The 14,687-nt window shown below is 40.7% G+C and carries 13 protein-coding genes and 1 pseudogene; 10 read left to right on the forward strand and 4 right to left on the reverse strand.

Annotated features, from left to right (window positions below; all coding sequences use genetic code 11):
- Positions 1-105 precede the first annotated feature (105 nt).
- The 3 genes from OCV39_RS17130 to OCV39_RS17140 all read right to left on the reverse strand — a co-directional run bounded on the left by OCV39_RS17130 (position 106) and on the right by OCV39_RS17140 (position 3,842).
- Positions 106-894: a phytanoyl-CoA dioxygenase family protein gene (locus tag OCV39_RS17130; protein ID WP_171755718.1), complete on the reverse strand. Its 789-nt coding sequence runs from the start codon at positions 892-894 to the stop codon at positions 106-108.
- A 198-nt stretch (positions 895-1,092) separates the two neighbouring features.
- A complete protein-coding gene (locus OCV39_RS17135) occupies positions 1,093-2,442 on the reverse strand; it encodes an MFS transporter (protein ID WP_171755719.1) in 1,350 nt (449 codons plus the stop codon).
- Positions 2,443-2,654: 212 nt separating this feature from the next.
- Positions 2,655-3,842, reverse strand: a complete 1,188-nt coding sequence (locus OCV39_RS17140) for an alpha/beta hydrolase (protein WP_261890106.1) — start codon at positions 3,840-3,842, stop codon at positions 2,655-2,657.
- Between the two features lie 214 nt (positions 3,843-4,056).
- Here OCV39_RS17140 and OCV39_RS17145 point away from each other — a divergent pair, with 214 nt between their 5' ends.
- The 10 genes and pseudogenes from OCV39_RS17145 to OCV39_RS17185 all read left to right on the forward strand — a co-directional run bounded on the left by OCV39_RS17145 (position 4,057) and on the right by OCV39_RS17185 (position 14,050).
- Entirely contained in the window at positions 4,057-4,311 is a 255-nt protein-coding gene (locus OCV39_RS17145) for a hypothetical protein (RefSeq protein WP_261890107.1), read from the forward strand.
- A 16-nt stretch (positions 4,312-4,327) separates the two neighbouring features.
- Positions 4,328-4,828 (forward strand): RDD family protein, encoded by a 501-nt coding sequence (locus tag OCV39_RS17150; protein ID WP_261890108.1) that lies wholly within the window; start codon positions 4,328-4,330, stop codon positions 4,826-4,828.
- A gap of 175 nt (positions 4,829-5,003) precedes the next feature.
- Complete coding sequence (locus OCV39_RS17155) at positions 5,004-5,369, forward strand: hypothetical protein (protein ID WP_017054751.1); 366 nt, start codon at positions 5,004-5,006, stop codon at positions 5,367-5,369.
- Positions 5,370-5,808: 439 nt separating this feature from the next.
- The gene (locus OCV39_RS17160; RefSeq protein ID WP_261890109.1) at positions 5,809-6,300 is read left to right on the forward strand and encodes a hypothetical protein; all 492 of its coding nucleotides are present in this window, start codon (positions 5,809-5,811) and stop codon (positions 6,298-6,300) included.
- 334 nt (positions 6,301-6,634) lie between these two features.
- Positions 6,635-7,336 (forward strand): hypothetical protein, encoded by a 702-nt coding sequence (locus tag OCV39_RS17165; RefSeq protein WP_261890110.1) that lies wholly within the window; start codon positions 6,635-6,637, stop codon positions 7,334-7,336.
- A gap of 62 nt (positions 7,337-7,398) precedes the next feature.
- Positions 7,399-8,265: a viperin family antiviral radical SAM protein gene (locus OCV39_RS17170; RefSeq protein WP_261890111.1), complete on the forward strand. Its 867-nt coding sequence runs from the start codon at positions 7,399-7,401 to the stop codon at positions 8,263-8,265.
- A 13-nt stretch (positions 8,266-8,278) separates the two neighbouring features.
- Positions 8,279-8,572, forward strand: coding sequence for a ParE family toxin-like protein (locus tag OCV39_RS21260; protein ID WP_449369323.1), 294 nt, complete (start codon positions 8,279-8,281; stop codon positions 8,570-8,572).
- A gap of 33 nt (positions 8,573-8,605) precedes the next feature.
- A complete protein-coding gene (locus OCV39_RS17175) occupies positions 8,606-9,214 on the forward strand; it encodes a deoxynucleoside kinase (protein WP_261890112.1) in 609 nt (202 codons plus the stop codon).
- Between the two features lie 336 nt (positions 9,215-9,550).
- Positions 9,551-9,655: pseudogene (locus OCV39_RS17180) on the forward strand (integrase); the annotation flags it as partial.
- A 351-nt stretch (positions 9,656-10,006) separates the two neighbouring features.
- Complete coding sequence (locus OCV39_RS17185; RefSeq protein WP_261890113.1) at positions 10,007-14,050, forward strand: NACHT domain-containing protein; 4,044 nt, start codon at positions 10,007-10,009, stop codon at positions 14,048-14,050.
- 186 nt (positions 14,051-14,236) lie between these two features.
- Here the strand turns inward: OCV39_RS17185 and OCV39_RS17190 are convergent, their stop codons facing one another.
- Complete coding sequence (locus OCV39_RS17190) at positions 14,237-14,680, reverse strand: phosphate-starvation-inducible PsiE family protein (RefSeq protein ID WP_017051369.1); 444 nt, start codon at positions 14,678-14,680, stop codon at positions 14,237-14,239.
- Positions 14,681-14,687 lie beyond the last annotated feature (7 nt).

Here is a 14,687-nt window from a genome sequence, read left to right on the forward strand (position 1 = left end):
AAAACGTAAGGGTATTCCATTTTTGAGATCATTCATATTTGGTTGAGTTTATTCGATCAAAAATTCAGAGAAATATGATGGAGCTACCCATGTTTGCCGTCAGCATCAGGTCGTGCTTGTCGATTTCAGGTGTAAGGTGTTCATAAACAGTCTTGGGTCGGCAATATTGCTCAGGATTGCTGGAGTTGGCAAGCAATCATCATCAACGTAGTCGACATAGTCTGCCGCCGAATCAAAGATTAAAATATCCAATGCCAATCGATCTAACCCGTATCGACCTCGGTGGATCATATCCGCTGAAAATACCAGCAAGTCTCCTGCGGCTAACGGTATCGGCTTACCGCTAGAGATGCTGTCGCTGCTCACTTTACCATTCACTTCTTGGCGAACATTGAACTCTTCTTCGTTGTCCCAGCGTTTGTGCGTACCAGGGATAAGCTCCATACCGAGTTCATCAAATAAGGGCACACGAAGGTGCAATACTTGGGTTTCCATGATGACGTTCATTTGGTCATCAATGTCGTAGTCGTACTGACAGTCACGATGCCAGAAGTCTTTTTGTTGTGGGTTCATAGGGTTGAAGAACAGTTGAGTGTTCATAAAAGCAGGGTTGTTTGGTAGCACCGCATCGACTATGTCCATCACTTTTTTTGAGCTGATGAAGTCAAACAATACGGTTCTATCGTCGGTGGGTAAGTATTCGCTACCCGTAATTAAAGAGGAGTTAAATGCTTCTTCTTGATAGAACTCTTCGTTGTCTGCTTTCCATGCTTCATGAAATTTCAGTACAACATCTCTAAGTGATGCAATTTGAGCTTCATCGAAATAATTTCTGATAACAAAGTAACCGTGTTCATCGTAACGGTGACTTAATTGTTGGCTGTTTTCTACCACTGACTACCTTCGTTCATTTTGTACCGTGTAATAACCACAGATTTCTTGGGCGCATAATGCCAGACTGCCGTCGTTCAACCAAGTCACTAATGGGATAATTAATAGATGTAGTGGAGTAATAAGAATATGTGTTTATTAGTTCTATGCGTTTTCCGGTTTATATCTTTCAGTGTCAAAGATGCTCGCCTTAAATTCGGATTAGTTATCGCTAGATTCTTGAAATATCGGTTCTTTCTTGTTTTTGAAATAGAACAGAGTGCTGATCGAAACAAACAAAAAGGTGAAGTAGTAGAAGAACGAAGACAGTGAAGCTAAGAAATCAAGGTTTTGTTCCATCTCTTGTTCGGTGTAGTTCTGAGACAGCAATTTGTAGTAGTAGGCGTACAAAATACCTATAGAACCGTATCCAAGATTAAACATTAACCCTTTGAAGCTTAGAACGGTTGCTCTGTTGTTTGACTCGGTCTTTTTATTAAGATGGTAACTAATAAAAATGTTCATTGTCATGATGATAAAAATTAGCACTAATGCAGGTATTACCCCGTAAATCGACCACCCTAAACTTATGCAATAATAGGTTACCATCGTTGCTAAACCCATGACAAAGATAAACGTTTTTGGGTCCATCCGCTCAGCTAACTTACGGCTTTGTCCTGCTAGTACTATTTGTAGCACACTGATCCCCGCTCCAATAAGACCGAAATAGATAATGGGTATATCAATGGCGCGATAGTATTGGCTGTTCATGGTTAAAAACATCCGCGATGTGTGTTCGAATAAACTGTAGTAGAGCAATATGAACAGCACATACGGTGTGGAAAGTACCCATTTCCCCGTATTTAGCGTTAATTTAAGGCTGGCGATGGTGGTCGCTAATTTGCTGTGATGTATTGGCAGTGTTTTGTTGTCTTCTTTCATATTGATCGCAGCATAAAAGGCGAGCATTGCAACAAAGAGGGTGGCGTAAACAGGTATACGCATGATGTCTTGAGTCTTTTCTGGCTCGTTTAATCCAAGAAACGAGTAGACGGTCGCCATAAAGTTCACGTCATACATTGCTGCCCCTAATAAGGTAACAAAAATACCGACAGTCGAAGCGATGCGAATTTGGATCTGTAAGACTTGCGGCCACGCCTCCTCTTTACCTTGCTCTTTTAATGTGTCGTAAGCTAGCGCTTCATCGGCACCGCTTGCCAGCGCCATTGCTAAGCCACTTAATACTCGGTTGACTAAAAATACAATGAATACCAAGTTGGGGTTTCCAGTCGGCACAAAGGCAATCATCGCGATTTCGATAAACATGACAATCGAAGATAGAACCACGAGCTTTTTGCGCCCTAAAGTATCGGCAAATGCCCCTGATGGCACCTCAGCAAGTACGATGGTGGCAGCCCAAACTACATTAAGCATCGCAAATTGAGATAGGGTTAGCCCGTAATCTAAATAGAGTAAGGTGAATACAGGATAGTAAAAACGCGCAAAGTAGCTGCATCGAAACATGAGGAAGTAGCGGACATTGCCGATTTGAAGGACTTCTTTGACCGTCATGAAATGTCCATTTTTTAATAATATAATGTTAGGTATATACCCTTTTAGCCTTGAAGGTAAAGGTTTACCCTCACAAATCACCTCTCATAAACCCGTTCGACATTAACTTGGCTTATATATCGATGTTTTCCTGTTATTTATGTGACATAGAAAGAAGCCCAAAGAGTTAAGTCTTTGGGCTTTTGCTAGCTAGCGTTATACGTGTGAATTAATTACATGTATTTGTCAAAGAAGCTAATGATAGCTTGCTCTGCTTCTGGGCCATCAGGGCAGTGTCCAGAGTTACCGTAGTATGCCACTTCGCCTTTTGTTGAAAGCCCCGCAGTATATTTCATTTCTTCTGGCGGGTTGACCATGTCATCTTTGGTGTTGATTGCCAATACAGGAACATCTGTTTCATTGGTTTTGAAGCCTTTCGTCTTAAGAGCTAGCGGAATCGTCCATTCGCCATAAGAGTCAAGATTGCTGACATCTTTAACTCCAACTCGGTAACCGTAAGACATCGATGACATTAATGGAGCATGGTGGAATACTTGTGTATCAGTAAGAACGTCCGTTACCACTGCACAACGTGCCACGCCTGCTTTTAGCTCAGGTGTATTAAGAATGAATGTCAGTAGTGGAACACCGCCACCAGATGAACTTAGAGCACCAACATTACTGCTGTCTAGCTTTGAGTTTGATTTCACATAGGCTAGAGCGGCTTGGTGAGCTTGATCTTCTTTACCAAGTTCAATAATGATGTTGTTATTTAAACCGCCACCAGGAATATCAAAAGTTAGAACAGCAAAGCCTTGTTTTAGCAAGCCGTCAATTGATTCGCGATGTTCTGTTAGGATTTTATCCACGCCACCAGTGTAAAGAATGACGCCAGGTTTTTTCGCACCCTTTGGAACATGTAAAAGACCTGTGATAGTACCACCGTCAGCAAGTGGCATTTCTACACGCTCGATATCAATAGTTTTACTCAATGACTCTGCTTTAAGGTACATTTCTAGAGAGCGTTCAATTGCGTTATGCTCGTGGTCAGTTAGATGGTTTGGGTATGATGCAATCAAATACATCATTGATGCTTTGCGGTATGAGTCATAGTCGCTTGCTGATTTTGCAAAAACGTCTGCTGCTTGAGTGAACTCATAAGTCCAGTGACCAGCTTCGTTGGTGTTTTTAAAATCGCGCAGTGTTTCACCAGAGTCGATTTTATCGAGAATGCTCCGAATTTCTTGCTCAGGTACGATTGTGTTCCAATTATCCATTCTTAGCTCGCGGAACCACTTAGACTGATCTGCCTCTAGTGATTGTTCACCACGGAATTTTTCATGTGCGTCGATGTTGTTTGCTGTTGCACCAAATGAGGTTAGGCCAAGTAATACACTTAGGGATATCATTTTTTTATTCATACAATACTCTTCTCATGAAAACAGATAAATTCAGTACAAATAGAGTATTTCCATCGATGTCGAAAAAATGTCGAGCCACGTCAATGTAAGTGCGGCAAGATATAAGTGAGATCTATATGTTGCACTTGCTTTTCTTTTTTGTGGTCCATTTCATAGAATGCGTAAGTGATGGTAAGTACCCTTGGTAGCTTAATTTTTATACATCAGGTTACTTATGAAGTCCTCATCACGTAGCAAATCCATTGCGATTGTTTCCGCTGTCATTTTTGTTCTTGGGCTACTTTCACTCAATGTTAACCAATTAGGTTTAGCCCCTATTTTTGTCATTGTGATTGCCTTTTTTACGATGTTAGTCCACGGCTTTCTTCATTTTAGTGGCCGCAATAACGGCGATGCATTTGAGGCGTATCAAGACTCGCAGAAAACCAAAGCAGAAACTCTTGAGAGTAGCTTCAATAATCGAAAGTAAAAGTTAAGCTGAGATCATGGACAGATATTCGAATTTTTGGCGAAGAACATTTGCATTTTTTATCGATGGGCTTGTACTTCTACCGTTTGAATGGATTGGTGATTACATTCTCTCGTCAGGCGCTAATCCATTTGGGGTTCTATTTTGGGGGATATTTTATTCGACTCTTGGGGTCGCTTATTACGTCATACTGCACGCACTATTTGGACAAACGGTTGGGAAGTGGATTTTGAAAATAAAAGTTCTCGATCTCTCAGAGGAGAGAATATTAACTTTTCGACAATCACTGATGAGAGATATTGCACCTCTAATAATGTTGCCATTCTCTTTTTATTTTTATACTCAAATAGCCTTTAACGGGCAAAGCCCAGAGAGCCTAGGAACTCAACCATTACCACACTTCATTGGTCTTGTAACACTTACGTGGGGGGCTATAGAAATACTATCGATGCTTTCCAACGCAAAACAACGCGCTATTCATGATTTTATAGCGAGATCTGTGATCGTAAAAGTGTAGTAAGTCTTTCTGTATCAATCGTAAACAGCTATTGGTTGTGAGCAAATTTAGTGACTGCGGCAAAGCTTAAAGCGATGGTATTGGTGTGAAAGGCTAATGGTGTATTAGAAATTTACGATCAGATCATTTGGGTAAACAAAAGCAGACCCTTTACGGGATATGAAAGGAATAAATTATGCTTGAGAGAGTGGAAGACGTCATTGCTAAGAATGATATTGATTATGAAATAGTTGGAAGTGCTATCAACCTAAAGCTGGGTCGAGCTGGTGGGAAGGTGACGATCAAGTATGACTACGCAACTAATTCATACCATTACAACTGCAATGAATATATGTTGGGTTTATCTAGCCTTATATTTTTTGTGATGTCATTTAATACCATGTACCACCCAGAGCAACAAACATGGTCAGGTTATGTTGCTGGAATGATGTTTTCGGTAGCTATATTTAATTTAGTTAATATTGTACTGGCTCATATTCAGATTTTGGATCTAAAAGCTCAACTAAGAGAGGTTGGTGTCTATCTGAAGTCAGCCTTCTGATCTGTTTTGATGAGATCAAATGCTTGTCCAAATAGATAGTGCAGGTTTAGTAAAATATTCAGGTTGTGGGCGTATAAACTGACACCAGAAGAGGACGTGGCGTTCTGGACTGAAAGTGTATGTGGAATAGTAAACAATCAGTAAGGCGCTCGGTCCTGTGTGAGGCTGCTCAGTCTTTATTTTCGGTTGTAAACTAACTTACTTCCCCAATCTTAGGGCTAACAAACTTATATGTTGATAATTTTTTGATGTCAGGTGTGATTGCATGGAGTGATCTGGCCCTAGAATGATCAGTTGCCTTGCAGAAACACTTTAACAGAGTTGTCCTAAATCAAATAACCTGACAAGTCGTGGTCTAAAGTATTGATTATTAAGGTTAAAGTGTGATATCTTTTCTGTCCAATCGTCAGGGGTGCTACACATCAATTAGGCTAATTAAATGCATAACAAAACTACTATTGCCTCAAAAATTTGGCAAGGAACTAAGCTGTTTTTTAAATGGCTTTGGCTCATTACAATGTTCATATTTGGGGGCATTGTTTTTCTAGGTATTCCATTCGCTGTATTCGAGTACTCATTTTCGCTCTTCGAACTGGATCTGATAGAAACCGTGATGATCATTTTCATCGGGGTATTCTGCTATTACTACATCAAACTGTGCAAGAGAAATTCAGCCACTCTGGGTCGAAAAATCATGACTCCCTTTGTTCACCAAGGCCATATGCTTCTGCTTTCGTCCTCAATATTCTTGGCTTCAATATTTGCCTTTAACTTGGATATAGAACTCAGTATTACTATACCGATAATTGAAATTATGGGTTGGTTTTTATTCTCGGGAACACTTTTGTATAGTTATTACAGAATAAACGCAATTGGCGGTCAATCGGAGAGCTTAATTGAGGAACCAACCATGGATGGAGTAACAGAATGAGACCGATCCAATACTTAGCTTGCTTTATAATTTTGTTTACTCCCTATAGTCATGCTCTTATCAATTCAGACTCAGAGCCAGGAAGCGCAGAGTTTTTGATCTCAGCCTGTCAAGAATATACCGAGCTATATAATAAAAAAAATGACCCTCGATTTGGTGCATTTGTATCCACTTCAAAAGAGGAGAGTTTTCGCGCGGGCTATTGCCTAGGTGCGATCATGAATACAAATAACAGGTGTTTTTATACTCATTCGATTTTTAAAACAGCGCAAGCCATTGCGACCGTGGGGAGCTTTCGAGGCTACTCTGAATCGGATGTAATAGAAAAAGCCACATGCTACTAAAGACCACCAATGAAGCTGTAAAAGAGCTGTTTGGAGTTGAAGGAAGTGAACCACTTCGTTCCAAGGCAAACAGCTACCTGCGCAATAAGGTCATACCGCCTAAATCGGTGGTCGAAGAAGGCTTTAGCGATGCGAGTATGGGGAAACGTGGTAAGAAACGCCTCAACTCCAACGGGGTAAATAGCCTATTTAACGCGTTGGTATTAGATGCGTTCTTTAACGACCCCAAAATTGTCAAAGATATGTTTGGGAATCGAGATACCCGCACGACGAATGGAATATTGTGCGAGGAGGTTTTGCTCACGGCGCAGTCTGTAGTAACCAAATCTCAATTGACAATCGAAGCGCAGCAGTTTTTGGGTCAGCTTCGAGATACTTCATTCGATTTACAAGAACGGCGCTTGGTGTGTCCATTTGGCTCTCAGCGCCTACCACAAATGGACATGACGCTTCAAAATACAGGGTTGCTCTACCACATGCTTAGGTCACACCGGCTTTCGCTGTCTTGGAAGGATAACATTTTATTGAGTTGGTTAGAGCAAGACCTATCAACGACCGCTGAACTGGTGGAACAAGTAGATCCTTCTCTATTTGAAGACGATTCAATGCTAAAAGCGATCGTTCACAAGGTTCGAGCGGAGTACAAAGAAGCAAAAATTTTCCAATCACTATTAAATAGTCTTCCGGAATAAAAAAAGCTTTTTTGTGCACTGCACAAACTGACACTACTCCTGAACCCAAAAGGAGTAGTGTTATGAAACCAGTTAATCAATTAGTAATTAATTACCACATCACCGAGAAATGTAACTACGACTGCCACTATTGTTATGCCAAGTGGGAGAAAATTAACGAGTTGCATTATGACCTCAATAATATGAAGCGGGTCTTAGACAAGCTCGCTGCTTACTTCTTTTCACCAAATCCGACTCAAACAAAGCTTAAGTATCAAAGCGTACGGCTCAACTTTGCAGGTGGAGAACCGTTATTACTTAAACAACGATTTTTTGATGCTTTAGATTATGCTATCGAGCTTGGCTTCGACGTTTCCCTAATTACTAACGGTCACTTGATCTCGGATGAGTTCATCACCGAGCATGTTCACAAACTTCAGTTGTTAGGCATTAGTTACGATTCTGAAGATTACAACAGACAACGCAACATTGGCCGAAGTACACGTTCAGGTAAAACCCTGACCTCCAAACGTCTAAAGTCAATTTTTCAACAAATCAAGCTGCTCTCCCCAAGCACTGAGCTCAAGATTAATACTGTAGTCAATCAATACAATACTGAAGAGAACCTCTCAAAGTTAATCGCTGAACTTAAGCCAAATAAATGGAAGGTTCTTCGCGTACTGCCCGTATTCGAGAAAATCGAGACTATTAGCGACCAACAGTTTTCTCGCTTTGTAGAGCGTCATCAGTCGGTTGCGCAGTATATGTCTGTTGAGAACAACGACTCAATGACAAATTCTTACCTAATGCTCGGTCCGGATGGATTTTTTTTCCAAAATGGGAATGAAGACCAAGGCTATTTTAAGAGCCGATCTTTGCTTACAACACCGGTCGAGATTGCTCTTGCAGAAACGGGTTTCGATGCCGAAAAATTTGCTTTGCGTTACTAGTGAGGCCGTCGAAATGAAACGTCACAAAGTTATTGTTCAAGACAAAGTAAGCGTTGAATTAGTAATTACAAAGGCACCAATAAACATCATTTCAAAAATTAAGGGTTTGCTCGTTAGGCTAGTAAACAACGATATCGTGAATGGAATGCGTCCCAAAGTAATTAAACGAGATAGGCGTTGGTTGAGTTACAGGGTTAATAGGAAATATCGGATTGTGGTTTTGAGAAAATCGTGCCGCGTTGGTCCTTACTATTGTTTCAATCATGCAGAGTTCGATCGCTGGGTAAATCATCACCAGCCCAAATAAAGACTAGACATACTACAAAAAGGAAAATAGTACATGAACAAATTTATCGTATTTGAAGGCTCAGACGCCTGTGGGAAAACTACGTTGAGCCAAATGTTCGCAGAAGATACAAGCACCGTAGTGCATACAGCTGTGGTTGATCAGGCCGCTAGTCTTAGAGAAACCATTGACGATTTTGAGTCAAAAGAGAGCGCATTTCTTTTCTTTCTGTTAAATAATTTTTTGAAGAGCAATGAAGTTGCTAGTGCGCTCGATACGGAAAACGTGGTACTAGATAGATATCTGTTTTCTACGTTGGCATACCAGAGTATTCTGCTTGGTAAAGAGACCGTCAAAGGTGTGTTTGACGCACTCAATGTGGCAAAGAAAATTGTGCTCCCGGATTTGGTCGTCTTTGTAAAGGCTGACACCGAGACCATTGATGGCAGAATTGATCGCCGTGGCGGAAAACTGCAATGGTATGGAGATGAAGTCACACAAAAACACTCGGTGGAAGTCGCGTACCAAACGATTTTTGAATGGTTTGATATCCCTATTATAGAAATTGATACCTCTGACAAGTTAGGGCTGGCAGTAGAAGAGAACTATCAGCGCATGAAAGGGTTGATAGCCGACGCACTTGAAGAACAGGTCACCTCATAACCTTAAATTACGACACAAGCAATTTTGAACCGAATTACCAGTACAGGATTATCACCTTGGTGAAATTACCATACACCAACTAATTCGGTGTTTTGAATTGATTGGGCACTCTATATTAGATTTGTCCAAAATCTTCCACCTCAGGCAGTGCGGTAAGCGGTGCCTGATTGCATTTTGGGATACTAGAACTTATCTGGAAGCAGGACTGTTGAGCATTTACGTTAACTCGCTTTTGTCCAAACTTGTGCTAGACCGAACGGTCTGAAATTTGTAAACAGTTAGGAATTTGTCGTGCTCCAATTCACCGAGTTTTTTTAGTTCAAGTGAATACCTTTGGCACGAAAGCTTTTACTGGGACATACAAATGTAGATAACACGATCCGCTACCTTGGTGTTGAACTAGAAGATGCATTGTTACTTTCAGAAAGCACTGACTGTTAGTTGAAATGAACCCTATTCAATAGGGTTCTCACGAGTTGATATTCAAAGAAGTTGTTGCCCCAATAAGTGAGTTAATGAGAATGTTCTCACAAGCTTAATCTATTTGAGGTTTCCATATAAAAACTAATGCGTTGTTAACTGGATAGGACATAAAACATTGCACCTTATGAATAGTGAGAATGTCCGCAGGATGTTGAGAGATTGTTACGCTGCATTATGTAAACATTGCTTAATTTGATTAACCTTTAGAGGTCTGATTTTAAAGTTGTTTATTGAGGACATGGTCTGAAAACTCTGTTAGATTTCCCTGGAAACCTTGTATTTCTTACCCTAGGAGAATAACTGCCACCTATGTGCTCGAAACTATATTTACAGCGTACTCTCTTAAGTGAAAACAAAACACTCTCTGAAGTAGAGCTGTTATCTAATTCAAATTGCGTTGTCGTGTTAGCCGAGCCTGGGGGCGGTAAAACCGAACTTCTCGGAAGTTTGGCTCAACTATTAGGTACATCTTCAGTTACAGCAACCAAATTCGTACATTTAGGTACTCAACACGAGAATGTACCACTTGTTATTGATGCTTTTGATGAACTGGCTAAACTTGACCAAAGTAGTATTTATAAACTTCTCGCATGTATAACGACTGCAAAGCCAACTCACGTCGTTATTTCTAGCAGGTCTAGTGAGTGGGATATAACCGCCACAAATGCAATTGAGAGTTTTTTAGGAATTACACCGTTGGTGGTTAGACTTTGCGAGTTCGGTGACACTGAGCAACGCGCTATCTTTGAGCATCATGCACCAAGAGAAGATTACGCTAGATTCTATTCAGAAGTGTGTAGGTTTGATCTGCAATCACTGCTGCCAAATCCACAGTTCCTAAAAATGTTTGCTGACGCTTATCTTGAAAGCGAAAGAAAATTTAAAAATAAGCAATCTATCTTCAGACTCGCAGTGGAACGTTTAGCTAGGGTGGAAAGTCTGAGTTTATCAAGAACCAATCCGTCACTTTCAGCGAATCAAAAAGTCGATTTTTCGTCAGAGATATTTGCCAAACTGCTATTGTCAGGCGCAGAAGGTGTAAGTATCAGCGAATTCGAAGAAAACCGTGTATATCCTTTGCTCACATCACTTGCTGGTAACAAGCAAGCAATTTTCAATGTGCTTGCGACACGACTTTTCAAGCCTGGGGATAATAGTGACCAACACCGTCCAGTCCACAAGATCGTAGCTGAATATTGCGCAGCCGCCTATCTTACAAAGCGAATAGTGGATCCAAAAGATGATTTAACACTGAACCAATGCCTACCAATTATTGCGCCCAACTCTACCGTAAGAGATGAACTTCGAGGACTACTGGGCTGGATGGCTGCTTTAGGAAATAAAGCTATTCAACATGCAGCAATTGAACTTGACCCTTACGCTGTTCTCGCAAACGGAGATCCTTCCCAGCTCGAACCTTCATCTAAGCAATTACTTTTATCGAAACTGAGGGATATCGAAGAAGCAGATCCATATTTTAGAAGAAGCGACTTTTGGCGTAGATTCAGTGTTACAGGCTTTTTTACAGAAGATATTGTTGGAGATATCCAAATACTACTGAGTAGTAAAAGCGATGGACAACTACGTGATCTAATTCTTGAACTATTGATTGAGTCTCCTATCGCTCACCTTTTGATAGATGAGTTGCGTCAGATCCTCTTTGAGCCTCGAGAAGAAAAGTACAATCGGATCTATGCAATTAAATGTCTTTTGGGTTGTACCACCTATGAGCCTGAACCAGACTTGATGAAGCTCTTATCTGAGGCAAGCCCAGAGTCACTTACGGTGGCCGAGAAAGCAATGGAGCATCTTGAGTTAAAGATGTTCGACTTAGCATTTCTTGAGAAGTATTTTTTGGCTTGTGCCAATCTATATCCCAAAAGTAGGGATCGATTGGAGCGAGTGATTGGAGAACATTACTTTATAAAATCCCTAATCATTAGATTAGACAAAGGAACCCTCGAGAAACTGTTAGATAGACTTACTATAAATCTTAACTGTAGCTGTGGTTTGAAGTCATATGAATGTTATTGTCGAAACGGTATAAGTAAAATCGTCGGATATATGCTCGACCATTATTTCAATATGGCACTACCACCGTTTGAGCCATTACGCGTTTGGAACTGGGTTGCAAATTTAAACTTCCATGGAAGCATGGGGCCAAAAGACAGTTGTTCCGTCCAAGTTTTATATGAAAATAGTGAATTGAGACAAGGGATTCTCACCCATGTTTTCACGGGGTTAAAAGACCGTGAACAAATATTTGATACCAAGATACACAAGTTCGACTTTCAATCGCATTCCGGCCTCCGTTTATCTATAGAAGACTGTAAATTTATAGCTGATCTAGCATTTGATACAGATAACCCTGAACTATGGGGAAGCTTTATTACAGGGCATTCTAGACACCGTAAGCCAGAGGAAAGAGGCGTAGATGCTTTACGTTACCACATGCGAACTCAGGCACTGGAGAAGCCTTTGTTCATGCGTGAGTGGGCTAAATGCAATAGGGCTGCCTCACGATTTGAGAAAGAAAACTATCGACGTTGGAATGCAAAAAGCAATCGAATGTCTCGCCGCTATAAAAAGCGACAAAATGATATCCATGCTGAAAATATTCAATATCTCCGAGATAACAGAGAGCTTGTCGAAAGTGGTCGTCATTGGAGCTTTTTGGTCTATTTCGCGCAGGTAGTGCTTACAGAACCAAAAGATATTGTTCTGAAATTTGGCGACGAGGAGATTGTGAAAAACGCTCTCAAGAATTGCCATGAATTCATAGAACCAGAAGTACCTAGCTTAAACAAACTGGCGGAGTTGCGATGCGCTTCCAAGGGGTTACATGTTGAAACTATCCTTTTCGCATCTTGCATTGAAATAATGCGAGAGTATAAAAACCTAGATAGTGTTAAGCCAGAGTTATTACTTGCTCTGAAGACCAACTTTAATATTCACTACGATGCGGTTGATGAAATCGAGTACAACGCTCTAAAAGCAGAAGTCAACCGCATACTTTTTTCTAGTATTGAATCCATTGAACAATTCCTTCGTTCTTATGTTGAACCTCAGTTGGCAGATTCTCAGTGTCCTTATCCGCGGGTTGAGTTGTTGGAGTCTGACCAGATATTCAGCCCTTTGAAGGCTAATTTATCAATCGAATGGCTCGAGCGTTTCGATGAACTCGATACTTCCGTACTTGGTACGCTGTTCAATCTCGCAGCGCAGTTCGGAGATAAAAATAAGCTCAATGAAATCATTCTAACTCGCTGTTCCAACTTTTCGTCTCAATTTCCTGAACCTACGGGTGATGAAAAGATCGAACAGAGGCGAAAATTTTGGTTCCTTCGAGCCTTCTATTTTCTGGATCTAGAAGTTGCGAAGCCATACTTTGATTGGCTTAAGACTGATAGAGACTCTCTGCTACTGTTCGAGGGTCGCTCGAGTAGAATGAGTAGAGGCAGTTACTCATACTGGCCAAATCTAACATCCACTAAGATCGAATCCATTTTATTTGCTTTCTTTAATCAATGGCCAAAGGTTCACCTCCCTAGTAGTTATGGAACGGAAAGCCCAAAGGGCGAAACTGCATATCGTTTTATTACTGGAATTATATGGTCAATAGGCAGCGATTCGCCTGATGAGGCGATTCCAGTTCTTAATCGCCTCATTGAAGATCACAGGTTTGGTGATATTCATCGTGAGTTGAAAAGCTTAAAAGCAGAACAATTGCGGAAAAATTCGCTGAGAGACTTCGATCCGCCTACTCCAGAAAGAGTTGTGGATATGCTGGACAATAATGCAGTTGTTACGGTGGAAGGTCTAAGACAAATTGTTCTTCAAAAACTTGCAGACTATCAGAAGGATATAGATGGAGGAGAATTCAACGCTGCTACGCGATTTTACACGAAAAATGGTAGCGGAAAGAATGTACATCGAAATGAAGTCAGCTGTGTTGAGATAATTGCTGAACGTTTGAATTTGGTACTTCAGCCTCAAAATATTTCTATTACTTCTGAGTATCAGACGAGGAACCAAAATAGAATTGACATAACAGCAGCGAAAACAATAGCAGGTAAAAGGCGACTGCTCGTAATAGAAGCTAAAGGGCAATGGCACAAGGATTTGTATACAGCAGCCTCTGCTCAGTTGTATCAACGCTACTCAATTCACCCAGATGCAGAGCAGCAGGGTATATATCTCGTCATATGGTTTGGTTCTGATGGCGTTATTGCTGGGCGCAAGAAAATTGGGATTGCTTGTGCGCAGGATCTAAAATTAAGTATTGAAGCAAAGTTGCCATCAGAACTAAAAGGATTGATCGATGTATTTGTCTTAGATGTATCGCTTTGCTAATACCCTACTTAAACTTATCCGAAACACTTGGCTTAGAGCACCAACTCTAAGTTGTTTATGTCCAGAAACGAGTCAGAACACAAAAAAGAGTGTGTGATCACTGAGCGATTCCGAGTTTGCGCAGCAGAACGCGCAATACCGGCGTATTACAAAGCCACCGAAAAAAGTGGCTTATTGAATTTAAAATTAATCCTCTATATGACTTTTTCGAGGTAGTTTATGTATCATCCAATAGCCTACGCTCATAGCTAACACGACGGATGCGATTGCAAAAAGATAATTTGCACTCGTTGATTCAATGTCAATAATAATCACCTTTCGAGCGATAGCCATTAAAGCTGTAGCCATTACTATTTTGACATGAATGACATTATCTCTAAGGTAAACGGTGATATTGATGAAAATTTCTATCGCGATTAGTACTGCCATAAATGCACCAAAAGTGGCTAGCATGTCTGATATTGTCAAAATAAAGAATGGCGGCGATGTCAGCTTCTTATATAGAATCCATGACACATCAACGACACCCATAATAATTACAAATACCATAAGAATAGATAGTACTCTTACCGACCAGTGAATAACGACTTGTAGGCTACTTGAGAATCTATCATTATTGTCAATTTTCATATCGTTA

The sequence above is a fragment of the Vibrio cortegadensis genome (genome assembly GCF_024347395.1).
Lineage (GTDB): Bacteria > Pseudomonadota > Gammaproteobacteria > Enterobacterales > Vibrionaceae > Vibrio > Vibrio cortegadensis.